Genomic DNA, 26693 nt, shown 5'->3' with positions numbered 1-26693 from the left:
AATATCAGCCATTGCTAGCATCCTTTCTATACCTCCTGTTCGTATTGGTCTACAAACAAGAGGTTATTAGATTTTGGGACTGCTGGCAATGGTTTTTTTTTACTATTCCTAACTCTGCACTTTTATCTTGCCAAACTCTGCACTTTTATTTTGCCATAAACAATGTAATATTGCTCCCATCAATTTTTGTAGAGAAGGATGTAAATATATTTCAGGTTCTTCTAACAAAAATATAACATTGTCATTGCTATTCATTTCTTGATATGCTTGCAATAAAGATAAAATGTAGATACTTCTTACCCCTGCCCCAACATTTGATAAATCCAATTTCTTACCCAAATTGGAATCAATTATTTTTGTTTTAATTGATAATGACTTCTCTAAATTGCTTGTGGGATCAATAATTATTTTAAAATTTTGTTGAGAATAGTTATTTTGAAAAAATCTATTTATTGTTTCAGAAACTCCTCTTGAATTTATATCCATTTTATTTTTTATTAATTTTTCCAAATCTCTGAGGCTTAATTCTTGTATATTTTTCCTATGTATTTCATCAATACATCTTTTGCAATTGTCTAATACACAAGAATCGCAAGAAATTTCTTCGTTAGCTCTATTTATATTTAAAATGAATTTTGAAAATAATTCATTTGTAAGCGTTTTTGCTTTTCCATTACCTTCTTCTTCAAAATTCCTATCATCATCAATAAATGCTATTCTTGGTAAAAATTTTTTTAAATCACTAATATTATTTAAATCAGCATCATAATAATTAGACTCCATATTATTTTTATTAACCTTACAAATAATTGTTATTTCATTTTCTATTATTTTAAATTTGTCTTTTATTGCCTTTAGCCATATATTGTATACTTCCCTGCATTCTTCATCACTTTGTATTTCTTCAAAACTTTTTCCAGATATTAACTCTTCTCTTTTCGTTTTGAAATCATTAAAGCTATCCTCTTGAAAATTAGTTCCAGCCTTTACATGATTAAAATCATTGGCATTTGATGGTATTTTTAGTATACCTATCTTGTTATCAAAAATAAAATTTTTAAAATCATCTTCTTCAAAATAAATTATTCCTTTTACCTCAATTTCACCAGAATCTTTGTGAAAATCCTCAGGTTTTACTTGGTAATCCCCGGCTAGTAACCTTATTGCATTAATTATTGCACTTTTGCCAACGTTATTTTTTCCAACAAAAATCATGGCATTTGTAATTTCGTTTATATTTAGTTCTTTAATGGAACGAAAATTTTTTATTTTTAATTCTTTTATTTTCAAATTACCTTCCCTCCCACCACACTAAATAATATACACCAATAATATGATGAATTTTGATTGCTCCCTTATCTATTAAAATGGTTTATAGCAAGAAGGCAAAATCCTTCATGCCAACGTACTAAAATGATAGAAAGCTAAGTTTTTCTGGAAAAGGCTATCTCCTTCTATTCAGTTCGACTGCCTATACGAAAGTCGTCCTTCCCGACATAAAACTGTGGCCGGTCACGGTCGATAGAGTGGTCGTGCTTCGAGCACCTTAGTTAAATAAGGCTGACCGCCGAGCTACAGTTGTTAATCTCCAAAATAAATTAGGAAGGTAGTAAATGCCCTATCTGGCAGAACTTTGGAGAACTGATATTCACCATTTACGCCAGCTTAAGCCAGACTCAGATCTAATCCAAAAATTTAAAAATTTAATCCGTGACCAGGACACATTAATACGGGAAGCTACTCGTTTAACCAACCGTTTAATCGCCTGTTTAAAAGAATATTTTCTAGTAGCACTTGAGCTTTTTTCCAAGCCTACTTTACTAGCTGCTATAGATTTTTTAAAACTTTATCCTACATTGGAACCTGCACAATAAGCTTCTGTACCAGAATTAGCGGCTTTCTTAAAATCTTATAAACATCCAAAACCCAATCAGACAGCTATAGCAATTTATTAAAAATTTTTTAAAAATTTATTCTACAAAATTTTTCCGATTCCTTGTGCTATTTTGCCATTTTTTGTCGTTAAAATTTTACATAATTCGACATTTTAAAATTTACCTTATCTTGTAAAAACTTGAGCTGATATTATTTCCAAAAATAAACCTTCCTATTTAGCCACTTTTTACAAAATCTCTTTTAAAAAAATTAAACCGGCGGGAAAGGGCCCGATCTGGGAGTTAGAGATTGGAGGTTAGAGGCTGGAAAAATAAAAAGCCCCGGGTAATTCCAGGGCTTTTCGCACTTAGATGTTGGCATAGAAGGTCTGGTCGTTGAGGTAGTGGTTAAGGTTTTATATCTACTCTGGTCCAAAAATATCCCACTCACCACTTCGATTTACTACCACTTTTCAAGCCACTATTTATACAGCAATTCACGAAATGTTAAGGACTCTCACTATTACTTGATGTATTCCTAATTAGCGGCGGGAAGCAGTTAAATTAACGCTGGCACTCAAACTTAATAAACTTCTTTTCTACTAAGTCATTTAAAGCTTTTTCAATCTCCTCGTCGGTAAAATATGGTTTTAGCACTTTAAACTTTTTAATGATACCATCTTTACTCAAATTACTGTCATTGATAGCTATATAAATCAATGTTGAACGTAATTCCAATTCTCTGGCAGTTAAATTTCCAAATGCCTCAACTGCTTGTTTTATATTACTCATATAATCTTTTATAAAACTTTCAGCTTCTTTAATTATTTCCCCGCTTCTGCTCCCAACTTTTATTTCATATCCAAATTTCTTGGATGGCTTTACTTTAATCCCATCTAACGCGGCAACAAAACTAATATCTTCTGCAAGCTCATTGCTATAAGGCCCATAAGTATACAAAGAAAATTCATAACCGGTGGGAACATTAAATAATTCCGTTAAAATATATACCATTTTTTGAATAACCGTTTTGCCAATTTGTGGCGACACCTTTTGTAACTCTTTAACTAAATATATTATTAAACCATATTTATTCCAAGTAATCTCGTTCATGTTATTTTTTCCCCCTTCCAATTGTCGCTTTAATTATCTCCTTAGCATTTTTCACCTCATCTATAGGAACAAAAATTCTTTGTTGCATAATCGGTTTTAAATTCCTAATAATATTTGAAATACTTGATAACGGAACAGTTTTCTTGTTTTCCGTATCAATACATATTGCAATATCCATTTCACCTAACTTATACCATGATTGCTCAGCCCTATCAACAAAATAACAAATATTTTTCTCTTTAAATTTTTGCTCTATTTTACCTATCGCAGTTAATTCCTTTTTCGTAGGAATTTCCAGCGTGCTATAAACATTTCTAAAATGATTTCTATTTAAAAAAACCTCTCCCTCTTCCTTGGCTATCCTTCGTGATATAATTCCGAGTACCTTCCAATCATCCCATTTTAAATACTTTTGCAAATTTTCTTTTGTATCAGGAGGAGGAAATTTATCTTTTTCAGTAATATTTAAATCATTTTTTTGTTCCTTTTCAAGTAAAATTTTCATTAACTTTATTATATGATAATCATAAGCCCTACGTGTATGGTGAAAATAAACTTGCGTAAACATCTGATAGCGAGCTAAAATTAACGCTTCAGCAACATGCACCCCTCCTTCTTCAACTGCAAGAAGAGGAGCACCTGTTTCTTCATTTATACCTATTGTCATTGAAATAATTAAACGATCTAAATCATACTTTCCATAGGCAACTCCACAATGATACGAATCCCTTAATAAATAATCTGCCCGGTCAGCATCTAACTGGCTTGAAAGTAAATCCCTCCAGATAAGCGCTCCATCTTTTGGCAAACTTCCTTCAATAAATCTGGCAACCTGTTCCGCAGTAATTTGATAATTTTTTTGATTTATTGGATGTTGTTCAATAACCTCTTTAAAAAAATGTCTAATTATTGCTGCGGAATAGTGCTCATGTTTATACGCTTTATTAGTTTTCGGATTGGTTGGCATTAAATCTTCCCCCGCATGGGAAAAAGGAGGGTGGCCAACATCATGAAGTAAACACGCAATCCTTAATAATGCCAGATCTCTTTTAATCCCTGCTTCATTATAATTTAATTCCTTTTGTAGGAATAATAAATCTTTTTCAATTATTGCATTAAACATTTTAGTTGCCGCATGCATTACTCCCAATGAATGTTCAAAACGAGTATGCATTGCTCCAGGATAAACCATATCTGTCCATGCCAATTGTTTAATCCTGCGAAGTCTTTGAAAAATCGGATGGTTTATAATCTCCCTTTCCCATTCATTAATCTTTATAAAACCATGAATCGGATCTCTAATTTCATAATTTTTCACAACACAACACCACCAAAAGCTATCGGATTAATTTGTTAATTTACTCATTTATTTACTTTTTCTATCTATTTTTTACTTTTCCTTCTATCACTTAAAGTATTTTTTCTGCCTAACTTAGTGCCCATTTCCTAAAGAGAACCCGCGGATTTTACCAGGTTTTGTTGCATTTAAGCATTGGTTAGAGCCTAAAAGTAGGGATCGTAGATATAGCCTGGGTAGGTCTTGTAGCCGCCCCTGGTCCAGAGGGTTACCCGGACCTTATCCCAGACACCTTCCCGGCCAAGGTAGCGCATTTTGTAGCCTTTTTTCAATGTTGCCAGGAGTTTGCCGTTTGGCGCTACCCGGAGGTTCGTGGTGGCGTAGGTGAGTTGTACCATCTTTCCTATGTACTTACCGTACCTATCGCCGGTGGTGTCTTTGGCGGGAGGGGAGGAGGTTTTTTGGAAGGTTGTGGTCATGACTTTTTTGGTGATGTTGCCGGAGGTATTTTTTATTTGTACCTTAATCGGATTGGGGCCTTCCGATAGTGTTACGATAGTGCTCACCTCAGCATTTTTTGTTCCGACCGCAATGACTTTACCAGCGATGTTCACACTTTCAATTTTGTCGTTATCGGTGGCTTTTACGGTTACGGTTACAGAGTATGGCAATTTTTTGCCGCAGCGAAACTTACCCATTTTTAACAACCCCTTGTATTTGATACTTAAAAAGGAGCGGGTTTTTAACCGCTCCTTTTTAAAAATTTTCTGGTTTCAAGACCATATTTAAATTTACTTTGTAAAAAACCCCCGGGCTTAAACCCGGGGGTTTTGAAGTTACTGGATAGGTGCTAAGGTCCAGAAGTTGGGGTCGTAGATGTAACCGGTGTAGGTCTTGTAGCCGCCATTGCTCCAGATGGAGACCCGTACCTTGTTCCATACACCTTCCCGGCCGAGGTAGCGCATCTTGTAACCTTTCTTCAAGGTTACCAGAAGCTTAGCATTGGCCTGCGGCGCTACCCGGAGGTTGGTCTTGGTGTAGGTGAGTTGCACCATCTGTCCTACGTACTTGCTGTATTTGTCGCCGGTATTGGTATTGCCGCCATTGTTGTTGGATGGAGGTGTTACCGGTTTTTCATATTTTACAGTGATGGTCTTGGACGCAACGTTACCAGCAAGGTCAGCAGCTTCGACTACGATAGTGTTATCACCTTCGGTAAGGTTGACGCGTACTACTTTATTTACTTCAGCTGCAGGTGCTACAAGAGCTACAGCAGCATTATTAACGGCTAATGCAGCAACCTTATCGTTATCACTTACTTTAACAGTTACATCAACATAGGGTACTTCAACTTTTTCGGGAGCTGTTACGGTAATTACTGGAGCTTGAGAATCTACAAATACGTCAGATTTAATTTTGGCTATGGTTTCGTTCGCTACATCTTTTAATTCTACGATAATGTCTCCAGTTGCATTGGATTGGATATAAGTAGTGACCTGACCATTGCTATCAAGGGTTAATTCTTGGCTTACACCAGCGCCAGATAATTTAACAACATAACCAGCAAGTGCTTTACCATGGGCATCTTTTGCAGTTACCGTTATAGCTTTTGGAACAGCAACAGTTACTTTATCCGAGCTTACTGTTACTACAGCAGGTTTTACATCAAAAGTTGCGACTTTTATGCCATTTACTTTTACATCAAATTGCGGTGCTGCTTTGGCATCTTTATTATATTGTGCCAAAATCACAAACTCATAAGTTGAAGCACCTTGCTTATCACTATCTGTTGCTATAGTTTTTCCATCTTTTTGATATACGCTTAATACACTCAAGGTATTGGTATTTTCGGAATCTTTTACAATTGCAAAATCAATTGGGAGTTTAATTTCTGCATTATTTCTTGGATCATAAATTACTGCCTTGATCGATTCTTTCACACTATCCGTTATTACATTATCGCTTGGTGTTAATACAACTTTGGGTGCTACAACATCAATTTTAACTGTTCCAAAGCTCTTTCCATCATTTGATGTTACAGTTATTGTTAGTGTACCTGGTTTGCTTACATTAAGGTTCCCTAATGTAAAGCTACCAGTAGAGTCTAATGTTACATTATTCAAATCAGAGAGGCTATTTTGTGAAATGGATGCTGTAGTGTCAGAATGTTTTAAACTTACTTTGAAACCAGTTCCGGAAACTACATTGGCACCATCTTTAACTGTAATTTTTACATTTTCAGCATAATTAGCAAGTAGTGCTGTTTTATCAGCAGTTACTGTATACTTTTCATATCCAAGGAATGTATATGGAACTTTAGCCCATGTTTCATATGTTCCATCAGCAAGTTTCTTCATAATGATAATATTTGTTGAGCCAGGGGTATCAGCTTTAATCGTTGCGCTATAATTACCGTCAGTAATATTTGTTACTGTTCCATCGACTATTGTATCCTTACCAATTACCTCAGTTGCATCTTTAAACGTACCATCGCTACCTTTTACTTTAATGTCTGTTTTATTATCAAACGCAATAATGGCGTTATTGATAGGATTTCCATTTACGTCTTTAACAGTTACAGTAAGTGCGGTTTCCTGATCATAAATTGATTGACTTACCGATACAGTAGGTACATATCCTTTTACTGGAATCGATACTGTTTTTGTTACCCAAGTATCAGTTCCATTTACAGTGACTTTTGCATTTACAGTAATGTTCACGCTTCCACCAATTTTAATAGTATTAGTTGCTACCGTCATTGCACCAGCTTTAAGTTCAATATTATTCACTGGAGTCATCCCAGCTCCTGATGCACTTACATAAACTGCCTTAATGGCTGAATTACCTGAAGTAAAATCATAACCTTTTTGATCAAAAATAGTTAATGTAACATTAGCTGGAGAATTTACTGTTAATTCAGTTTGGTCTGGCACTACATTTATAACATCATTACCATTGACCGTTATAGAAGTTTCAGCAACATAGTCAAAGTATGCTGTCTTCCCACTAATAATGCCTGTATTTAATGCATAAATTGTAACCTTTGCGGTTCCAGTTCCTTTAAAGACAATTCCGCTTAAATTTGGATTCACTCCATCGAATCTTAAAGCGATTTTATCGTATACCTTATTACCAACCGAATCAGTTCTTACATCCGAGCTAGTATATGGAACAGAAGGTGTGGTTGAATACTTAATAAATTCACCTTTTGTTCCAATACTTTCAGCAACCGGTACACCTTCAATTACTACAAAATAAGTAGAACCAGAAACGGACTTATCTCCATCTTTTAACGATTTTAATGTTAGAGTATAGTCTCTGCCTTCATAGGCAGTCGAGGAAGCCAAAGTAGCAGTTGCAGTTTTTCCAGAAACGGTTAATTCATAATAACCAAGATCCCTCAATACAAACAAATATTTTCCGGCAACTTTGGGCGTAATGTAGAAGTTGACCGTGCCATTTTCTGCAACACCAACAGTACCCAGTTTTATATAATATTATTATTATCTGTTACATTTTGATAAGGCATATTACCATTACTGTAATAGACCTCAAATGGGCTTAACGAAACACTAGTAGCAACCTCATACTTGGCTGTTTGTTCATTATATTTTGTTACAACACCACTTAACTTTACTTCTTGTCCAATTACAGGCGAAGCAATAGATTGAGTGCCATCAAACTTAAAGCCATGGTATATATATTTAACTGTAGTTCCCTTTGAGGATGAAGCAACAACTGCAAATATTACATCTAAATCTTTATAAGCATTACTATTTAAGTCAACAACAAAAGTTCCTGTCGTCCGATTAACTTCTGCATTCAAAACAGGATTTAAGATATATGGGTCACCTGTAATTTTCGGATCATTTCCTAAAACATAAACATCTACTACAGCATCTTTATCCGTAATACCCTCGATTGTCGTAACCGATTGCCCCACATAAAGGGTTGATGTTTCAGGTTTAGTAATTGTTAGCGTTGCTTTACCATCTGCATTAACAGCTAAAGTAGCAAGAGGATTATTAATTGTCAGTGTACCAGTTGCTAATGTGTATGCCTTTCCGGTATTATCAATATATTTAATTTCATAATTTTTGTAATCAGATAAGGGGTTAAGAGCAATTGAACCTGAAGCTGTATCATTAATATTTGTTGTTTTCATATAATTAATAGTGCCAGCTTCATAATATGAGCTACCATTATTAAGATAAACCGCTAAAACAGAATTATTTTCTAAATAAGTCGCTGTAACAGACATTTCTTCGGGAATTGGTCTTGTAATTGGAGCAATCAGTACATTTGTAACAGCTGGAATCCCTACATAAAATTTAGGAATAGTTAAAATATTAACCGTATAAGCCAATCCATCAGTTAATGTTGCAGTTAAGTTATAAATGCCAGCTGGTGGATTATTGCTGCTACTATCTTTAAATTGAGTATAACTAATTTCTACTGTTCCATTAATATCAAAATTGGTTGGAACAGTATATGTTGCTTCATACACCGCCGCACCAGCAGATAATTCTAGCTTTATAGTGTAAACACCACTAGAAACATCTGGAAAATCCGTAAAACCTGAAAGTACAACTTTATCACCAGAATCGCTTGTACTTAAATAATTGTTTTCAATAGTTGCCAATGGTGTTCCAGCACCAAACACCACTGCCGGCAACATGCTGAGAAGAAATGCTACGATGGTCAGGATTGCGATGGGCTTTTTGTGTTTAAATTTTGCCATCTTCTAAATTTTCCCTCCTTAAAAAATTTATTTTGGGCATAAACCCATTTTTGAAACCAGAAAGGTATATTTAATTGTTCTTCCCTTTCCCGGTCTTTCCCCCCTCTCATATGTAAACTTTCTATTGTTTACACTGTTAGGAACCCTTTAGAAGATTAGCAGGGTTCAAAACCTTTTAGACAATTTTAATAAATCGTTACCAGTATATGCCCGGAAGTTGTATTTATTACCTATTCGCCATGTTTTCCAATTTTCCTTCTATTTTATAACATATTTTTTATTTTTTTCTTTGTGTAGAATATTTTTCTTTTTTGCCAATTGACTGGAGAATTTGGAGACAGTTCATCTACTTATTAATTTTAGGGGGTCAATCCTTAGATGTCAACCATTTTCTTGTATTTTTGTATAGGATTTCCTTTATCTATTATATCAAAAAAATTATTTTTATCTTATTTATCTAAAATAAAAGACCCTCCAGGTATATAATCCTGGAGGGTTAAGCAGGAAAAAGCCCCGGGTAACCCCCGGGGCTTTTTAGTATTTAAGCTTTAGTTAATGCCCAGAAGTAGGGGTCGTAGATGTAGCCGGTGTAGGTCTTATAGCCGCCCTTCATCCAGATGGAGACTCTTACCTTGTTCCAGACCCCTTCCCGGCCGAGGTAGCGCATCTTGTAACCTTTCTTTAAGGTTACCAGGAGCTTGCCGTTAGGCGCTACCCGGAGGTTGGTCTTGGAATAAGTGAGTTTTACCATCTGGCCAACAAACTTGCTGTATTTGTCGCCGGTGTTAGTATTATCGGCCGGAGGTGCCGGCTTGGTATAAGTTACATCGGCAGTAGCGGTGGCAATATTGCCGGCAACGTCGGCAGCTTCGACGGTGATGGTATTCTTTCCTTCTTTCAGGGTTACGGTTACTACTTTGTTTACTTCAACCATAGGTGCTACCAGTTCGATCCGCTGGCCGTTCACCAGCAGTCCGGCGACCTTACCTTCGTCGGTAACTTTGATGTTCACATCAACGGTTTCCTTATCGGTGGTAGCCGGAGCTTCAATGGTGATTACCGGCTTCTTATCGTCTACAACAAATTTAGCGGTGATTGCGGGTTTGGCGATATTGGCATAAGCCGGTGCATCAACCACAATCTTACCGGTAGCAAAGGGCATTACGGTAAAGATTACTTTGCCATCGGCATCGGTTGTACCGGTAAGGGCAACTCCGGTGCCGTTTAAGGTTACGGTAGCATCTTTAATCGGGTTGTCGTGAGCATCTTTTAAGGTAGCTTCAACGGCATTGTCGCTTCCTACCGCAACTTCGGTTTTATTTACGGTAAGGACCGCCGGTTTTACGGTAAGTTCGGAAACCTTAATGCCGTTTACCAAAAGCTCTAATTTTCCGTCATAGCCATAGGAAGCATTCTTCGTTGCTAAAACGGTAACTTTCGCCGGTACTCCGGTGTTATAAGCGCTGCTATTAACACTCTTTAAAGCGTTGCCGCTTTGGTCGTAGACGCCAAAGGTAGCGGAATTGTCGTAAACGCTTAAGGTTACGGTAGTGTTAGCTGTAATTTCGGTATTATCTACCGGGCTGTAAACGGCATAGCTTACCGCTTCTTTCTGGCTGTCGGTAAGGATACCGTCAACGGGTGCAAAAACTTTAATTACCGGCAGCTTGACATTTACCGTGAAAGTACCGTATTTCTTGCCGTCGGTAGAAATTACCTTAAAGTTTATGGTACCCGCTTTGGTCAAGCTTCCCAGACTTACGGTGTATTTGCCGTTGGTATAGGTGACACCGTTTACGGTCTGGCCGGTACCGTTTAAATCGGTGTAAGCGACATTTACATTATCGGTTACTCCGTAGGCTCCTTCTTTAACGGTAAAGGACACTTCGGTATCATAACCGGCAATTAAGGTTGCTTTTTCCGGCGTTACGGTATAGACGTTGCTGCCCAGAACCGGATAGGTAAGCCGGGCTTTCTTGCCGCTGGGGTCAACCACATTTACCACAAAGTTTGTTACATCGGTTAAGGCGCCGGAAGTAAAGTTATACTGGCCATTGACGATGTTAGTAATTCTGCCATCAACAGTTCCGGAATACGGACCGGAAATAGTAACAGTTGCGTTGTTTATCGGCGTACCGTTTTTATCGGTAACGGTTACTTTGGGAGTAACAGTTGCACCGTAAACCAGGTTAGCTACCGTTGCCGCATCCAGGGTTGCTTTTAAGCCATCGACCGGAATGGTCAGGGTTTTTGTTTCCTGGGTGTTGTCGGTTAAGGTCGCCACAACGGTTACGGTAACATCTCCCGCCTGGGAGGGGTTGATGTTAAAGGTGTATTCGGCTTTATTGCTATCGCTGGCGCTGACGTCAGGACCGGTTACGGTAACCTTAACGTCTTTTAAAGTAGAACCGGTATCGCCATAAACTTTGTTGTTGACATCCTTTACATAAACCGCAAGGGTTGTGGTTGTATCCGCAGCCAGTGAAGTTACATTGGTAAAGACATTTACCTTAGCAGCCGGGTTTACCGGAATGTTTAAGGTTCCCAGAAGCTCAGCGTTGTCCGCATAAAGACCATTGGCAAAATCTACCGAATCTTTCTGATAATAAGCTTTGACCGTTAAGGTTCCGCTGGTGTCCAGCAGCTTTAAGCTGGCAAGGTTTAAGATACCGTCGGTATCTTCTATTGCAACTTTGGTGTAGTAGGCGCTGTCAATTACAGTTCCGTAAATGGTACCAGATACACTGTTTTTATCAATTTTTACACCGCTTAACTCGAAGTAATAGGTGCCGCCGGAGACGGTTACAGCCGGCTTGGCAGTAAAGGTAACGTTGTTGTCAAAGCTGCCGCCGGTAAGGGCGGTTTTATCGGCGGTTACCGTCAGGGTTTGGGGAGCGACGGTAATTTCTTCGTATTTAACGAAGCCAGTGCCATCGGTATTAGCGGTTCCCAGGACATAGGTGCCGGCATAGGTGAAAACGGGAACGCTGATGGCAAAGCGGCCGGTGTCGGTGACGGCACTGGTATAGTAAACACCCGCAACCGATTCATGCTGTAAAACCATTTGCCGGCCTGCCGGAAGGCCTTTGATGGTCCCCCCAAGAATTACGTTGGTGTCTCCTACTTTGTAGCTGCCCCGAGCATCGGGGGTGTACTCATAGCGAGAAAGGACGGTTACTACGTTGGAAACATCGGTGCCTTCCTTGACCTGGAAGGTGTAGTCCCCTTCTTTGTCAAAGACATAATTTTTGGCAAAGGTACCGTCAGCAAGAGTGCTGGTAAAAGTTTGTTCGGTACCACCTGCCGGGGTGTAGACAATTGTTACAACCCCTTTGTTGCCGTAAATGTCCACCACACTACCGGAGACCAGGGTAGCAGTGGTGCCCGGCCTTACCGTAGTCGGGCTAAGGGTTAAGACGTACTTAGCCGGCGTACTGGCCAGGACAAAAGCGGGGAGCATGGTGAGTAAGAACGCTGCCATCGTGATAATCGCAATGGCCTTCTTCCCCTTGAGTCTTATCATTTCTTTCCCTCCTTAAAAATTTTGTATATTTATTTAAAAATACGGAACCCTATGTAAGATTTTAGATATTTTGGATATTAAGGCTATTATAGATTTATTAGACTTTTTTTATCACATTTAAATTTTAAAGCATCCTCCAGTAGACTGTCAATTGTTTTTAGGCTGTAAGGCTTATTTTTAGCTTTTAATTAGGCGTAATTTACTTTATTTTTCTCTTTTCTGCGGTTAATTTGCTTTAAGGATTTTTTTAAGCCAATGGTATTCGACACCATTTTTAATATTTCGATATTTTAGAGAGTTACTGCCGCTGGTTTTCTCTTCCATCATAATATTCGTAAGCTTTGAAAATTTTCGGGGGGTTGTTTGGGGAGAAAGTTAAATTTTGCAGTTGTTTTCAGGGGAGACTTTCCTGCGTAATTTGGGAGAGAATCCGTCCGGTTACCTCCGGGGATGGAAGAGATACTTTGGTCAAGGAATTTAACTTCATGGCGGGAAGCTTAGAAAAGATATCCAGGAAAACAGGTAAAGTAAGGTTGGTTTTTATATTTTGAACGAGAAAGGAAAGATGCCCGGGAACTTTCCACATTTCTCCGGGCAACAATAATTTTTGGACCAGGGCCTTTACCAGGTCGGTGTCGTTGATACGCCTGCCGGAAAGAGTATCTTCAAAGATGGAAATTACCGGTACCGTTTCACCCTGCAGGTTTACGCTGCCCAGGCGGCGGGAGAATTGTTCGACTACCGTCTGGTCGATGATGATGTAATGGGGGATTTTGGTGTTAAAGGCTTTTTCCAGGGTTCTGGTAAAGGTGGATAAACCTTTCCGGGCATAGATTTCCCCGGTGGTGAGGGTTTCTCCGGGCAAAAGGGTACAGGTAGGCATGGTAAGAAGGGCCGGGATTTTGGTTTTGGGGTTGTAGGTGATGATGGTGATAGCTTTTAAGCCGCCCTTTTCGGTCCAGAGGAGGAGGATGTTCTGGTTTGGGCAAAAAGGGGCCGGAGGAGTAGGCTCGGGACTGGGGACAGGATAGTTTTTAATTCCTTCTTTAACGTGAAGTGGGACAGCAAGGGTAAGGCCGGTGGTTTGTTCTTCATAGCGGGTTTTTATAATAGTTTTTTTAAGGTCACCGGTTTTTACAGGAGTAGTAATAAATATGGTAATGAACAGTGCTGCTATAAAAAAGAAAAACCTTTTCAAAATAAAAACCCCCTTTTGGCCTCTAAGTAATAGTTTGGGCCGGGCAAGGGGGAAATATACGGTATTGGTGGTAAGTGATAAGTGGTTGGTGGTAAGAAAAAAAATCTCAACCCACAACCTACTACAGAGCACCGATAACTTTTTTGTAGGGTTAAGTTCATTCTGTAGAATAAATTGTTTGAAATGCCATATTTATGGTATTATTAAATCAAGAGGTGATAACCATGAAAAAAAGCGTAAAAATATTGCAACTAAAGCTTCCTTTTGACCTTGATAAAAAGTTAGCTGAACTTGCAAAAAAGAATCAAACCAGCAAAAATAAGATAATTATAGATTTACTTAATAATCAAATAACGGGATTAGAAGCGAGAAAATTATTAGATGAAATTAAAAACGAAATAAAACCAGAAGATGCACCAGACTGGTTTAATAAGCCTGCTTCTGAATATATTAAGGAGTTAAGGAGTGATGGATAGTTGCCGCCTCAGCTCAAATTAATAATTATTGGGTTATAACAAATAATAAAAAAGATTTTTCAAGTGTTAAAGCTATAACTCTTCTTGAACTAAAATAATACTATAAAAAAATCTGCCAAAGGTGGCAGATTTTTTATTTTACATCTCAATGCTGATTATTTCTTTTGCTGAGCATATCCCACATGGCTAAAGCTTTGCCGGTACCGAGGGCAACACAGGATAAGGCATCAGGGGCTACAAAAGTAGGCAGGCCGGTTTCTTTGGCAATTAGCCGGTCAAGACCGTTAAGTAACGAGCCACCGCCGGTCATAACAATACCGCGGTTGACAATGTCAGCAGAAAGTTCCGGTGGAGTGCGCTCTAAGACTTCTTTAACGGCATTTACTACAGCAACTAAGGGCTCGGTTATTGCCTCGTGGATATTGAGGCTTGTTACTTCCACATTTTTAGGAAGGCCGGTTAAGAGATCGCGTCCGCGAATTTCCATTTTTTTAATTTCCGTTCCTTCGGGAAAGGCAGTACCAATTTCGATTTTTACTTCTTCCGCTGTTTTTTCCCCGATTAAGAGGTTAAACTCTTTTCTGATGTACTTGACGATGGCATCGTCAAACTTATCGCCGCCAACCCTTAAGGATTTGCTTACCACAATACCTCCCAGGGATAACACGGCCACGTCGGTAGTCCCGCCGCCTATGTCCACGACCATAGAACCGTACGGCTCGGAAATATCAAGCCCCGCTCCCAGAGCTGCAGCGATGGTTTCCTCGATGACTTCCGCTTCCCGGGCGCCGGCCTGCTTGGCCGCCTGCTTTACCGCCCGTTTTTCCACGTCGGTGACCCCGGCGGGAATACTGACCATAATCCGGGGTTTAAAGAAGAGAGGCCTCCCGCCTAAGGCTTTGGTAATAAAGTAGCGAAGCATTTTTTCGGTGGTGTCGTAATCGGCGATAACCCCTTCTTTAAGAGGGCGGATAGCCACGATGTTCCCGGGAGTGCGACCGAGCATTTTTTTGGCTTCTTCGCCGACAGCGATGATCTGTCCCGTATCCCGGTTTACCGCCACCACGGAAGGCTCGCGTAAAACGATACCTTTACCTTTAACATATACAAGCACATTGGCAGTGCCTAAGTCTACCCCGATATCGGTACTCCAGTTAAACATTTATGTAAAACCCCTTTCGGTAGAATGGTCAATTTTTTATCATAAAAGCAACAGGAGTCGCAACGGCAAATCTGCTTGTCTAATAATGAGCTAAAAAATAGGATTTTGTCAAATATTATTTTATTCTACCTCCAGGGGAAAAAATCCTGCAAATTTAGAGTTATTTGGCCATGTTTTTATATTTTTTGCGGGTAGCCTCACCTCCCCGGATGTGCCGCTCCGCTTTGTTCTGTTCGAGAATTTTTTTTATTTCCCCGGCCAATTTTTTATCTAATGCAGGGAGGCGCTCGGTTAAGTCTTTATGGACGGTGCTTTTGCTGACCCCAAAAACTTCGGCGGTTTTCCGGACCGTTGCTTTATTTTCTAAGACATAATAGGTAAGCTTTAAAACCCGCTTTAAAATGTATTCCTGCATTAAAAGACCTCCCGCGCATGGCATTGGTTAGTAAATACTATGCGGGGAGGTGGGGTTTTAGAAGTTTTCTTTTTGGCCTAAAGGTTTATGTTTTCAATCTTCTTAATTAAATCTGGAATATCTCTTTTAATTGTTTCCCAGATAATTTTTATACTTACCCCAAAATACTCATGAACAAACAAGTTTCTCATTCCAATCATCGATCTCCATGGTATCTCCGGATAAAGGGCTGTTATTTTTTCGGGAATTTTATTCGCTGCTTCCCAATTATTTCTAAATTTCTTACTACGGCATCAATGGTTTTACTGTCTAACATAAATTCATCATAAGTAATATTTTTCGTATAATCCAATATTTTTTTCGCTGATTCTAAAATATCAGATAAATATAACTTATAATCCCTCAATGATAATGGCCTCCCGTAAAATATTTTCCATGATTACTGGCTTTATAGCATCAAAAGTTCCAAGGTCTACTTTCCTTTTAAAAAGTTCTTCGAGGGCGTTTTTTAATTCAACAAATTGAAAGATAGTAACTGGCTCAGCGAAATCAATCAATAAATCAATATCACTGGCTTGACCTGCTTCATCCCGGACAAAAGAGCCAAAAAGTCCAATTTTAGATACATTATAGGTTTTTAGTAAATTTTTATTTTCTAAAAGCTTATTTAAAATAAAGTTTTTATCTTCCACAAGTAATCACCTGCATGCTTACTATTTTCTTACTTTTAGTATATTTTTGGTCAAAGCCGTATTTTTTGCCCATTTAATATAAATTCGTACATGGGGCCGGCGCCGGCACTATGAACTTTAGCAGCTAAAGCTACCTCTATACTTACACCTATTTATATAAAATAATCTTAGTTCCGGGGTAGTAGTGGCTTAAAATTTCCCGATAGTTTTTGCCCTTATCCGCCAGAGCCGCCGCTCCCCGCTGGCAGAGGCCGACCCCGTGGCCATAACCCCGGGTGGTGAAGATGATTTTATCGCCCCGGGTGCTTACGGTCATAATGGTTGATTTTAAACCCAAACGGTAGCGAATTTCTTCGGCTAAGAAAATACGGCTGCCAAGTTTAATCTTCTTTACCCGGCCGGTGCCGGTTCGTTCGCTGATTTTAACCGGCTTTGCGCCGGTAGATACGGCCAGGACCTGGAGGTCCGTTCCCAAAACTTTATCGATATAAGAAATTTTAAAAGTTTTCGTTTCCACCGGATAGTCGTTTTCCAGACACGTTACCGATTTTAAATAAGGAACATCGTAACCCCAGACATCTTTGGCCGCTTCCGTCTTTTGACCGCCGCAGGAAGCGTGGTAAACCGGATCAATTAGCTCACCGTTATATACCAGCACTTTACCCTTCGTAGAGTTGACCGCCCACTTTACGCGGGATAAATAATAGTAGTATTTTACCCCCCAGCGCTTTCTCAGCTCTTCCCCGGAAAGGTAAGCCTGGCTGTGGGTCGGATCGGTACACAGGTCCGCCCCGGGATGATATCCCCTGGTGTTCTGCGGAGATAAAATTCGCTTCAAGGTATAAGTTCGCGCCGCTATGGCCTGGGCTTTCAACGCTTCCAGGGGATAATTTGGCGGCATTTCGCCGGCAACAACCCCCACCAGATATTCTTCCAGTTCCACCGTCTCGATTTTACCGGTTTGGTGGTTGTACAGCTTTAAGGTTATCCCTTTTTCCGGCTTGATCTTTACCGGCTTCTCCTCTTCCTTCTCCTGCTTTACCGTATAAGCTGTCCACGCTACCAGCAAAATTAATATCGCAATTGCAATTTTTTTCATAATACTCACCCAATTTGGCATATTTTTATTAATAGTGTATACGCCAACGGGTGAGTTTATACATCTAAATCACAGGGCGATTTCTATAAACTCTTTAGGTGTAATGATTTTAATATTTTTATATGTTTTTAATTCCAGTAAATGCTGATCCCCGGTAACAATAAAGTCAGCTTCTCCGGCCTCTGCGCATTCCAATATTCTGTTGTCTGCCGGGTCATTATCGATTATTTCAATTTGTTCCAAAGGATAGACAAAGTAAACCCAAGGAAGCTCTACAAATTTTTGGACGATTTTCAGCCTTTCATCAACACTCCCCAATATTTTAAATTTATCCCGAACCAATACCCTGGAGTATTCACCTACAATTTCTTTGCTAACCAGTGGATAAAAACGGTTAAACACCCAGGCATCAAGAACTTTTGCAGGATAAGTGTTTCTTTTTAAAAGTCCAGATATAAATACATTGGTATCCACTACCGCCCGCATTTCCTTACATCCTCAATTTCTTTTAATACTTCTTCTTCCGAGATTTCATAATTTGCCGCCTTTTCCCGTACTTCCTCTAACATAGTTTTTAGTTCCATCATTTTTACTTTTTCCTGTACTTTCTTTAATTGTTCATATTGCCTGTAACTCATTATGACCCCTTTGGGCGCAGAACGATAGGTGATAACTATTACATCGCCCTTTTCAATTTCTTCTAAATATTCCCCTAAACGCGGTCTTAATTGATCAACTCCAATAATTTTTTCCATCCAAAACACCCCGACCTGAGATTTATTTTAACATTAATCTTAACTTTAATTTTAAGTTTTTTTTAAAATTTAAGCAAGCCAATTAACAAAGTTTGCGGAAAAATAAAAACGCCGGTAATTTATACCGACGTTTTAATCCCCAACCCTGTAAATTTTCGCTCCCAACCCCCGGAGTTTTTCTTCAAACCGCTCATAACCCCGGTCGATATGGAAGATATGGCCTACTTCGGTAACTCCATCGGCAACAAGGCCGGCTATAACCAGAGCGGCTCCGGCGCGTAAGTCGGTAGCTTTTACCCGGGCGCCGGTCAGGCTTTCTACCCCTTCAATGAAGGCGGACCGGCCTTCGATGCGGATTTTTGCTCCCATGCGGTTTAATTCGGTAACATGCATAAAGCGGTTTTCAAAGACCGTTTCGGTTACCACGGATATTCCCGGCACAGTAGCCAGCAGAGCCATCATCTGGGCCTGTAAATCGGTAGGAAAGCCGGGATAAGGCAGGGTTTTTATATCAAGAGGTTTTAATTTTCCGTCACTTCTTACCAGCAGGGCGTTTTGGTCTTCATCTTCAATTACTTCAGCCCCGGCTTCAATGAGTTTGGCAATGAGCGGGGTTAAGTGGTCGGTAATAACGTTTTCTACGATCACCTCTCCCTGAGTGGCCACCGCCCCGATCATGAACGTTCCGGCTTCAATGCGGTCGGGAATTACGGTATGGTTAACGCCATCTAAATCCTTTACACCGGTAATCCGGATGACTTTGGTTCCCGCACCCTTGATTTTGGCTCCCATGTTGTTTAAAAAGTTGGCCAAATCCACTATTTCCGGCTCTTCAGCGGCGTTTTCAATAATGGTTTGCCCTTCCGCCAAAACAGCGGCCATCATAATGTTTTCGGTAGCTCCCACCGAGGGAAAGTCGAGATAAACGGTATTCCCCTTTAACCTGGGTGCGGTAGCTTCGATGTAGCCATGTCCCATTTCTATTTTAGCTCCCAAAGCTTCAAAACCTTTTAAATGCAGGTCTATGGGCCGAGCGCCAATGGCACACCCTCCCGGCAGGCTTATCCGGGCCCGTCCGGTTCGGGCTAAGAGCGGTCCCATAACCAAAAAAGACGCCCGCATCTTGCGCACCTGCTCGTAAGGTGCTTCCGCCGACGTTATTTCCGGAGTATGTAAAACCACTTCTCCCTCGGAAAAGGTAAATTTCGCCCCCAATGCTTTTAAGACCTCAAGCATCGTATAAATATCGGTAAGTTCCGGAACTTCGGTAAGGCGAACGGTACCGCCGGTTAAAAGGGCTCCTGCTAAGATGGGCAATGCTGCATTTTTGGCGCCGCTTATTTTTACCCGTCCCGTAAGACGCTGCTTTCCTTCTATGACAAACTTTTCCATCTCTTTCCTCCTGCTTAATAGTTACCAAGCCACACGGGAATGCCCAGTTTAACCCCCGCACCCCCCGGCTTACTGGTAATGATAAGCTGATAGTTCACTTTTTCTCCCTTTATCATTATACCGGTATTTAGGGCCGGCGTATAGCCCAAAACCACAGTATTTTCGCCATTTTTTTCGATTTTTCTCACCGTTCCCCCGACTATTTTTTCCGGGCTCCTGCCGGTATAGGTAAACTCTAACAGGTAATAGCGTAGCCCCCGTTCTTCGGGTAAAAAAAGGTCCGGCCCGGCAATTAGACGTTCGTAACGGTTTTCCTCCGGCTGATACAATACCCAGTACTTTCTCCCTTCAGCAAAACACTCGGTTCCAAGGTCGGCAAAAGTAAAGTTATCATTCAACAGGTAAGCGAGCTTTTTTAAATCATCTTCGGGCCTTTTATTTATTTTACTGCCAAAAATAATTTTTAATTCCGGATTCTTTACTTCCGGTTTTCCCATGATTTTCTGGCAGAGTTCGTACTCCGGATAAGAACCGGTGGAAATAAAACTTACCGCCAATACCGCCAGCAAAAAAGCCGAAAGGATTTTTTTCATCGGTATCCCTCCGGCTAATAGTTTTGCCAAAATTAAGTAACAATAAAAAAGCGCACCTTTTTTGGTGCGCTCTTTTACATTTTTCCCGCTGCTTTTAAGCGGTTTAATGCCCGGCGCATGGCCAGTTCCGCCCGGAGCACGTCTATATCGGGGGTGCGTCTGGCAAGACGCTCCCGGGCCCGCTCTAAAGCCCTCTGGGCCCGCTCCACATCGATCTCCTCACCCCGCTCGGCGGCATTGGCCAAAACCACTACCTTGTTGCCCTTTACCTCCAAAAAGCCGCCGGAAAGGGCAATTTTTTCCGTTTTCCCCTCCACCGTATAGCGTAAAATTCCGATATCAAGGGAAGTAATTAACGGAGCGTGAAAGGGTAAAATACCAATCTCCCCTTCCACGCCGGGAGCAACCACGAAATCCACGTATTCGTTCGCCACTACCCGCTCGGGGGTGACTACCTCAAGCTTGATTTTATCCGCCATATTTATGCACTTCCTTCAAGCTCCCGGGCCCTTTCCACCACTTCGTCGATGGTGCCCGCCATGTAGAAGCAGGTCTCCGGAATATCGTCGTGCTTGCCTTCCAGGATTTCCTTGAAGCCCCGGATGGTTTCTTTCACCGGCACGTACTTCCCAGGCCGTCCGGTAAACGCTTCGGCCACGGTGAACGGCTGGGAAAGGAAGCGCTGCAGCTTCCGGGCCCGGGCCACGATCAGCTTGTCTTCGTCGGAAAGTTCATCCATACCTAAAATGGCGATGATGTCCTGCAGTTCCTTATAGCGCTGGAGCACCCGCTGCACGCCCCGGGCTACCTGATAATGTTCCTCCCCGACGATATGCGGGTCTAAAATCCGGGAAGTGGAGTCCAGGGGGTCCACCGCCGGATAAATCCCGAGCTCGGCAATTTGCCGGGAGAGAACGACGGTAGCATCCAGGTGCGCGAACGTTGTCGCCGGCGCCGGGTCGGTCAAGTCGTCCGCCGGCACGTAAACCGCCTGGACCGAAGTAATGGAGCCTTTCCGGGTTGAGGTAATCCGCTCCTGGAGCTGGCCCATCTCGGTCGCCAGGGTGGGCTGGTAACCCACCGCCGAAGGCATCCGGCCTAAAAGGGCGGACACTTCGGAACCGGCCTGGGTGAAGCGGAAGATGTTGTCGATAAACAGGAGCACGTCCTGCCCCTCTTCATCCCGGAAGTATTCAGCCATGGTAAGACCGGTCAACCCTACCCGCAAACGCACCCCGGGTGGTTCGTTCATTTGCCCGAACACCATGATGGTCTTATCCAAAACGCCCGCTTCTTTCATTTCGTGGTAAAGGTCGTTACCTTCCCGGGTCCGCTCGCCCACACCGGCAAACACGGAAATACCACCGTGCTGCTTGGCAATGTTGTTGATGAGCTCCATCACGATAACGGTCTTTCCTACACCGGCACCACCGAAAAGTCCGATTTTACCACCCTTTAAGAACGGTACCAAAAGGTCGATAACCTTAATCCCCGTTTCCAGGATTTCTGCCCGGGTGGACTGTTCTTCCAGGGGAGGAGCGGGCCGGTGAATGGGATAGTAGTGGTCGCTTTCCACCGGTCCCTTGCCGTCAATGGGTTCCCCGAGCACGTTTAACAGGCGTCCCAATACAGGACGGCCTACCGGAACGGTAATGGGCGCTCCGGTATCCACCACTTTCATGCCCCGAACCAGGCCATCGGTAGACGACATCGCTACCGCCCGGACCCGGTTGTTGCCCAGGTGCTGGGCAACTTCCAGCGTCAGGTTAATGGGCACTTCGGTGGGTGTGTCCTGGTCTTCGCTTCTTATTTTTAAGGCGTTATAAATGGGAGGAACCTTACCCGGTTCAAACTCTACGTCCACCACAACGCCGATAACCTGCACTACCCGACCTACGTTCATCAAATAACCTCCTTCTTTTAGGCCTCAAGGGCAGCAGCCCCGCCCACGATCTCGGCAATTTCTTTGGTAATCGCCGCTTGACGGGCACGGTTAAGCTGCAGGGTAAGCTTGGCAATCATTTCCGTCGCGTTTTCCGTTGCGGTATCCATGGCGGTCATCCGGGCACCATGCTCGGAAGCCTTGGATTCCAGGAGAGCCCGGTAAACCTGAACCTCAACGTATTTCGGTAGCAGGGTGTTTAATACCGCATCGGCGGACGGTTCAAAAATATATTCGCCACCCCCGCTCTCCTCGGCAGGAGATTCCAGCGGCAGCAGTTTTAATGTCTGCGGCCGCTGCACCAGGGGGTTTACAAATTCCGAAAATACCAGGTAAACTTCATCGAAGGTGCCGTCTAAATATTTTTCCATGATAAAGCCAGCTATCACCCGAGCCGCATCAAAGGAAATCGACTCGCCAAGGTTTGTAAACTCGCCGACGATCTCAAAACCCCGCTTTTTAAAGAAGTCCCGGCCCTTGCGGCCAACGGTTATAAGCTTTGGGTTGGAAAATTCTTTTAACTCCACGGTGGCTTTTCTTATAAGGTTGGCGTTAAAGCCACCGCAAAGACCGCGGTCCGCCGTGATTAGCACGTATCCGGTAGCTTTGACTTCCCTTTTAATTAAGAGCGGGTGAGCTGTTTCGGTGGTGGCTGCCGCCGCCCTTGCTAAAACATCTTTAATCCTTTTAGCATAAGGTCTTGATGCCACCACCATTTCCTGGGCCCGGCGAAGTTTTGCTGCTGCGACCATTTTCATTGCTTTGGTTATCTGCTGGGTATTTTTGATACTTTTGATGCGCCGGCGTAAATCCCGCATGCTTGGCATTTTTTCTCACCACCTTCTCTTAAGCGAAGGTCTTCTTGAATTCTTCGATAGCTGACTTTAGACGAGTGGTCAATTCGTCGGTAAGTACCCCTTTGGTGCGAATTTCTTCGCCAATTTGCGGATAGTTGGCCCGCATGAATTTTAAAAATTCAGCTTCGAAAGGCCTTACTTTTTCTACCGGAAGATCATCTAAATAGCCGTTAACCGCCGCAAAAATCGCCATGACCTGTTCTTCTACCGGCATCGGTTTGTACTGGTCCTGCTTTAAAAGCTCCACCAACCGCTCACCGCGGGTAAGGCGAGCTAATGTAGCTTTATCAAGGTCCGAGCCAAACTGGGCGAAGGCAGCCAGCTCCCGGTACTGAGCGAGGTCCAAGCGCAGGCTTCCGGCAACCTGCTTCATGGCCTTGATCTGTGCCGCACCACCGACCCGGGACACGGACAAACCGACGTTAACCGCCGGCCGTACCCCGGCGTAGAAAAGGTCGGACTCAAGGTAAATCTGCCCGTCGGTAATGGAAATCACGTTGGTAGGAATGTAAGCCGAAACGTCACCGGCCTGGGTTTCGATGATCGGCAGTGCCGTTAAGCTACCCCCACCGTACTCGTCGGACAATTTTGCTGCCCGCTCCAAAAGACGGGAGTGTAAGTAGAATACGTCTCCCGGATACGCTTCCCGACCGGGGGGACGGCGCAGCAACAGGGAAAGCTCCCGGTAAGCCGCCGCTTGCTTGGAAAGGTCGTCATAAACCACCAAAACGTGCTTGCCCTGCTCCATGAACTCTTCTCCCATAGCACACCCGGCATAGGGTGCTAAGTAGAGAAGGGGAGCCGGGTCGGAAGCGGTTGCAGAAACAACGATCGTGTAGTCCATCGCTCCGTGGTCTTTTAAGGTTTGTACCACTTTAGCCACGGTAGAAGCTTTCTGACCGATCGCCACGTAAATACAAATTACGTCGGTATTTTTCTGGTTAATAATGGTGTCAATGGCTATCGCCGTTTTTCCGGTTTGCCGGTCGCCGATGATTAACTCCCGCTGACCGCGACCAATGGGAATCATCGAGTCAATGGCTTTAATACCGGTCTGCAGCGGCTCATGCACCGACTTCCGGGTGATAACACCCGGAGCAATCCGCTCCACCGGACGGTACTTATCGGTCACAATCGGGCCCTTGCCGTCTAACGGTTGACCCAGGGGGTTTACTACCCGGCCGATCAAAGCCTCTCCTACCGGAACGGATACTACCCGGCCGGTTCTCTTAACAGTATCCCCTTCTTTAATATGGGTATAGGGTCCGAGAATAACGCAACCCACGTTGTCTTCTTCCAGGTTTAACGCCATTCCCAGAACCCCGCCGGGAAACTCCAGAAGCTCGGAGGCCATGCAGTCCTCCAAACCGTAAACCCGGGCGATACCGTCACCGACCTGGATAACCGTCCCCACGGAGCTGACTTCGACCTGCACCTGGTAGTTTTCTATTTGCTGTTTTATGATCGAACCAATTTCTTCAGGGCGTAAACTCATGGGGATTTATCACCTCGCAGTTTTAACCTTAACCGTAAATACTACGCTTTAAACGGTAAAGCTGGTTTTTAATACTGCCGTCATAAACTTTATTACCAACCCGCACCACAATCCCGCCAATTAAATCGGGATTGGTGCGGACCTTCATGGTCACTTTCTTTCCTGTTAACCGGGAAAGCTTTTCTTTTATTAAATCGGAAAGGTCACCTTTTAATTCCCGGGCGGATTCAACTTCTACCAGCATTTCTCCCCGCTCTTCCCGGAGTTTTTCAGCAAAGAGAGCGACAATTTCCGGAAGATATACTTCCCGCCGTTTATCCACCAAGAGCTTTAAAAAGCTTTTGGTAATGGGATTAAAATCGGGAAAAAGCTTTTCCAGAAGCTCTTTTTTGGCGGCAGGAATCAGTACCGGGTTATCCAGAACCTTTTTTACATCCGGTGTTTCCTGAATAGCTTTTTCCAGAACTTCGAAGTCGTGGGCTATCCTGTCAATAGCCCCTTTTTCCCGGGCCAGTTCAAAAAGGGCGGACGCGTATCTTTTAGCAACTGCCAAGGATTTCATTACATTTTCACCTCATTTAAGAACTCGTCCACCAGCTTTTGATGGTCTTCAAGGGTAACCGCCCGGTTTAAGATTTTGCCCGCGGCCAGTACTGCCAGATTGCCGATCTCCTGGCGAAGCTCTCTAAGAGCCTTTTCTTTTTCCTGGGCAATGGTAGCCTTAGCATCCGCGAGCAAAGACTGCGCTTCCCGCTGAGCCGTAGCGATAATCTCTTCTTTTTCCGCCTGCGCGGTTTTCTGGGCTTTGGCAATAATTTCCCTTGCCTCTTCCCGGGCTTTGGCGATCATGCCGTCGTATTCGGCTTTGATCCTTTCCGCCTCTTCCTGAGCTTTAGCGGCTTTTTCTAACGATTCTTCAATTGATCTTTTCCGGTCTTCTATGGTTTTCAGGACCGGTTTATAAAGAAGGATCTTCAGTATAAACAAAAGGACAAAAAAGTTAATAAGCGTCCAAATAAAATCAGACCAGGCAAAATGCACTCATAAATCCTCCCTTCAAACGGGATAAAACCGCACCGCGAAAAACAGTGCGGTCTTAGCTCATCTTATTGAGCAGCATAAAGGCGATAACCAGACCGTAAATGGTGAGGGTTTCCATGAAAGCAAGGGCGATGATTAGGAAAGTCTGTACAGTACCCCGGACTTCCGGCTGCCGGGCCATAGCTTCAAACGCCTTACCGGCGGCAATACCCTGACCGATACCGCTACCTATCGCCCCAAAACCTACAGCAATACCCGCACCAATAGCAATTAAACCAGCAACTAAACTCATTGTAAAATCCACCTCCGTTAAGATTTAAAAATGATTAGAAACTTAAAAATATTAATGATGCTCATCGTGCACGGCTTCGCCAATGTACGAACTGGTTAAAAGGGTAAACACCACCGCCTGAATGGCGCCGGTTAAAACTCCTAAAAGGTTAAATACCACCGGAATTAACATGGGCACCAAACCCATAAAAGTACCTACCACCAGCTCGTGGCCGTAAATGTTTCCGTACAACCGCATGGAAAGGCTCAAAGGCCGCACCAGCTGCTCCAAAATATTCAAGGGCAGCATAAAGATAAACGGTGAGATGAAGTGTTTAAAGTAGCCCAGCCCTTTTTCGGCAATGCCGAAAAACTGGGTCGCAAAAAACACGATGATCGCCAAAGCAGCGGTAACGCTAATGGTTGAGGTCGGCGGAACGTACGGTCCTTCATGGCCGGCAAAAGGCAGTAAGCCTATATAGTTGGAAATTAAAATAAATAAGAAGAAAGTCGCAATAAAGGGAAAATATTTCGGTGCTTTTTTCTCACCGACAATACCACCGATAAAGTTATAAAGTCCTTCCACAACCATCTCTAAAACATTTTGGAGCCCCCGGGGTACCCGTTCCATTTTTCTTGTCCCAAGGTAGGAAAGGATTGCCAGGAAAAGGATAATCCCCCAGGAAGTTTTAACATAAAGACTTGGATGCAAAAGGCCTTCTAAAATCCCGGTACTTTCCGCCATGCTCCCGAACACA

At 42.5% G+C, this 26693-nt stretch carries 26 protein-coding genes and 1 pseudogene; 2 read left to right on the top strand and 25 right to left on the bottom strand.

All coding sequences use genetic code 11. The features are described from left to right. Positions 1 to 108 precede the first annotated feature (108 nt). The gene (locus CARFE_RS0107400) at positions 109 to 1290 is read right to left on the bottom strand and encodes an AAA family ATPase (RefSeq protein WP_028052289.1); all 1182 of its coding nucleotides are present in this window, start codon (positions 1288 to 1290) and stop codon (positions 109 to 111) included. Positions 1291 to 1613: 323 nt separating this feature from the next. Between CARFE_RS0107400 and CARFE_RS0107395 the strand changes: the two genes are divergently transcribed. Further along, positions 1614 to 1874: an IS110 family transposase gene (locus tag CARFE_RS0107395; protein ID WP_028052288.1), complete on the top strand. Its 261-nt coding sequence runs from the start codon at positions 1614 to 1616 to the stop codon at positions 1872 to 1874. Between the two features lie 564 nt (positions 1875 to 2438). Here CARFE_RS0107395 and CARFE_RS14660 read toward each other — a convergent pair. The 7 genes from CARFE_RS14660 to CARFE_RS0107360 form a co-directional block, all read right to left on the bottom strand. Then, positions 2439 to 2987, bottom strand: a complete 549-nt coding sequence (locus CARFE_RS14660; protein ID WP_034541853.1) for a hypothetical protein — start codon at positions 2985 to 2987, stop codon at positions 2439 to 2441. Between the two features lies 1 nt (position 2988). Then, complete coding sequence (locus tag CARFE_RS0107385) at positions 2989 to 4305, bottom strand: HD domain-containing protein (protein WP_028052287.1); 1317 nt, start codon at positions 4303 to 4305, stop codon at positions 2989 to 2991. Between the two features lie 185 nt (positions 4306 to 4490). After that, positions 4491 to 4982, bottom strand: a complete 492-nt coding sequence (locus CARFE_RS0107380; protein ID WP_028052286.1) for a hypothetical protein — start codon at positions 4980 to 4982, stop codon at positions 4491 to 4493. A gap of 138 nt (positions 4983 to 5120) precedes the next feature. Then, positions 5121 to 7697 (bottom strand): Ig-like domain-containing protein, encoded by a 2577-nt coding sequence (locus tag CARFE_RS0107375; protein WP_028052285.1) that lies wholly within the window; start codon positions 7695 to 7697, stop codon positions 5121 to 5123. A 74-nt stretch (positions 7698 to 7771) separates the two neighbouring features. Beyond that, complete coding sequence (locus tag CARFE_RS0107370) at positions 7772 to 9025, bottom strand: hypothetical protein (RefSeq protein WP_028052284.1); 1254 nt, start codon at positions 9023 to 9025, stop codon at positions 7772 to 7774. A gap of 541 nt (positions 9026 to 9566) precedes the next feature. Next, the gene (locus CARFE_RS0107365; protein WP_028052283.1) at positions 9567 to 12548 is read right to left on the bottom strand and encodes an Ig-like domain-containing protein; all 2982 of its coding nucleotides are present in this window, start codon (positions 12546 to 12548) and stop codon (positions 9567 to 9569) included. A 394-nt stretch (positions 12549 to 12942) separates the two neighbouring features. Next, a complete protein-coding gene (locus tag CARFE_RS0107360; protein WP_154652737.1) occupies positions 12943 to 13746 on the bottom strand; it encodes an LCP family protein in 804 nt (267 codons plus the stop codon). A 224-nt stretch (positions 13747 to 13970) separates the two neighbouring features. Here CARFE_RS0107360 and CARFE_RS0107355 point away from each other — a divergent pair, with 224 nt between their 5' ends. Continuing rightward, positions 13971 to 14222, top strand: a complete 252-nt coding sequence (locus CARFE_RS0107355; protein ID WP_028052281.1) for a hypothetical protein — start codon at positions 13971 to 13973, stop codon at positions 14220 to 14222. 145 nt (positions 14223 to 14367) lie between these two features. Here the strand turns inward: CARFE_RS0107355 and mreB are convergent, their stop codons facing one another. The 17 genes and pseudogenes from mreB to atpB form a co-directional block, all read right to left on the bottom strand. Beyond that, a complete protein-coding gene (gene mreB / locus CARFE_RS0107350) occupies positions 14368 to 15384 on the bottom strand; it encodes a rod shape-determining protein (protein ID WP_028052280.1) in 1017 nt (338 codons plus the stop codon). Positions 15385 to 15544: 160 nt separating this feature from the next. Beyond that, positions 15545 to 15799, bottom strand: a complete 255-nt coding sequence (gene spoIIID / locus CARFE_RS0107345; RefSeq protein ID WP_011345400.1) for a sporulation transcriptional regulator SpoIIID — start codon at positions 15797 to 15799, stop codon at positions 15545 to 15547. 77 nt (positions 15800 to 15876) lie between these two features. After that, positions 15877 to 16115: pseudogene (locus CARFE_RS15595) on the bottom strand (HepT-like ribonuclease domain-containing protein). 76 nt (positions 16116 to 16191) lie between these two features. Next, the gene (locus tag CARFE_RS0107335; RefSeq protein WP_028052279.1) at positions 16192 to 16491 is read right to left on the bottom strand and encodes a nucleotidyltransferase family protein; all 300 of its coding nucleotides are present in this window, start codon (positions 16489 to 16491) and stop codon (positions 16192 to 16194) included. Positions 16492 to 16639: 148 nt separating this feature from the next. Continuing rightward, positions 16640 to 17611, bottom strand: a complete 972-nt coding sequence (gene spoIID, locus CARFE_RS0107330; RefSeq protein ID WP_257020491.1) for a stage II sporulation protein D — start codon at positions 17609 to 17611, stop codon at positions 16640 to 16642. A 48-nt stretch (positions 17612 to 17659) separates the two neighbouring features. After that, entirely contained in the window at positions 17660 to 18076 is a 417-nt protein-coding gene (locus CARFE_RS0107325) for a putative toxin-antitoxin system toxin component, PIN family (protein ID WP_028052277.1), read from the bottom strand. Beyond that, the gene (locus tag CARFE_RS0107320; protein WP_028052276.1) at positions 18064 to 18345 is read right to left on the bottom strand and encodes a type II toxin-antitoxin system Phd/YefM family antitoxin; all 282 of its coding nucleotides are present in this window, start codon (positions 18343 to 18345) and stop codon (positions 18064 to 18066) included. Before CARFE_RS0107320 ends, CARFE_RS0107325 begins: the two co-directional genes overlap by 13 nt. Positions 18346 to 18477: 132 nt before the next feature. Then, positions 18478 to 19737 carry a UDP-N-acetylglucosamine 1-carboxyvinyltransferase gene (gene murA / locus CARFE_RS0107315; protein ID WP_028052275.1) on the bottom strand — a complete coding sequence of 420 codons (1260 nt, stop codon included), beginning with the start codon at positions 19735 to 19737 and terminating at the stop codon, positions 18478 to 18480. A 14-nt stretch (positions 19738 to 19751) separates the two neighbouring features. Continuing rightward, positions 19752 to 20330 carry a hypothetical protein gene (locus CARFE_RS0107310; protein WP_028052274.1) on the bottom strand — a complete coding sequence of 193 codons (579 nt, stop codon included), beginning with the start codon at positions 20328 to 20330 and terminating at the stop codon, positions 19752 to 19754. A 74-nt stretch (positions 20331 to 20404) separates the two neighbouring features. Beyond that, positions 20405 to 20809: a F0F1 ATP synthase subunit epsilon gene (locus tag CARFE_RS0107305; protein WP_028052273.1), complete on the bottom strand. Its 405-nt coding sequence runs from the start codon at positions 20807 to 20809 to the stop codon at positions 20405 to 20407. A 2-nt stretch (positions 20810 to 20811) separates the two neighbouring features. After that, the gene (gene atpD / locus CARFE_RS0107300; RefSeq protein ID WP_011345411.1) at positions 20812 to 22233 is read right to left on the bottom strand and encodes a F0F1 ATP synthase subunit beta; all 1422 of its coding nucleotides are present in this window, start codon (positions 22231 to 22233) and stop codon (positions 20812 to 20814) included. 17 nt (positions 22234 to 22250) lie between these two features. Then, positions 22251 to 23099 carry an ATP synthase F1 subunit gamma gene (gene atpG / locus CARFE_RS0107295; protein WP_028052272.1) on the bottom strand — a complete coding sequence of 283 codons (849 nt, stop codon included), beginning with the start codon at positions 23097 to 23099 and terminating at the stop codon, positions 22251 to 22253. 19 nt (positions 23100 to 23118) lie between these two features. Beyond that, positions 23119 to 24624 carry a F0F1 ATP synthase subunit alpha gene (gene atpA / locus CARFE_RS0107290; protein WP_028052271.1) on the bottom strand — a complete coding sequence of 502 codons (1506 nt, stop codon included), beginning with the start codon at positions 24622 to 24624 and terminating at the stop codon, positions 23119 to 23121. Between the two features lie 28 nt (positions 24625 to 24652). Next, positions 24653 to 25186 (bottom strand): ATP synthase F1 subunit delta, encoded by a 534-nt coding sequence (gene atpH, locus CARFE_RS0107285; protein ID WP_028052270.1) that lies wholly within the window; start codon positions 25184 to 25186, stop codon positions 24653 to 24655. Beyond that, entirely contained in the window at positions 25186 to 25665 is a 480-nt protein-coding gene (atpF, locus tag CARFE_RS0107280; protein ID WP_028052269.1) for a F0F1 ATP synthase subunit B, read from the bottom strand. Before atpF ends, atpH begins: the two co-directional genes overlap by 1 nt. A 55-nt stretch (positions 25666 to 25720) precedes the next feature. Beyond that, positions 25721 to 25957 carry an ATP synthase F0 subunit C gene (gene atpE, locus CARFE_RS0107275; RefSeq protein ID WP_034541847.1) on the bottom strand — a complete coding sequence of 79 codons (237 nt, stop codon included), beginning with the start codon at positions 25955 to 25957 and terminating at the stop codon, positions 25721 to 25723. A 51-nt stretch (positions 25958 to 26008) separates the two neighbouring features. Then, the gene (gene atpB, locus CARFE_RS0107270; protein WP_226986708.1) at positions 26009 to 26692 is read right to left on the bottom strand and encodes a F0F1 ATP synthase subunit A; all 684 of its coding nucleotides are present in this window, start codon (positions 26690 to 26692) and stop codon (positions 26009 to 26011) included. Position 26693: the final 1 nt, after the last annotated feature.

Source organism: Carboxydothermus ferrireducens DSM 11255 (assembly GCF_000427565.1).
Classification (GTDB): Bacteria; Bacillota; Z-2901; order Carboxydothermales; family Carboxydothermaceae; genus Carboxydothermus; species Carboxydothermus hydrogenoformans.
This window is presented reverse-complemented; position numbering and strand designations above follow the sequence as displayed.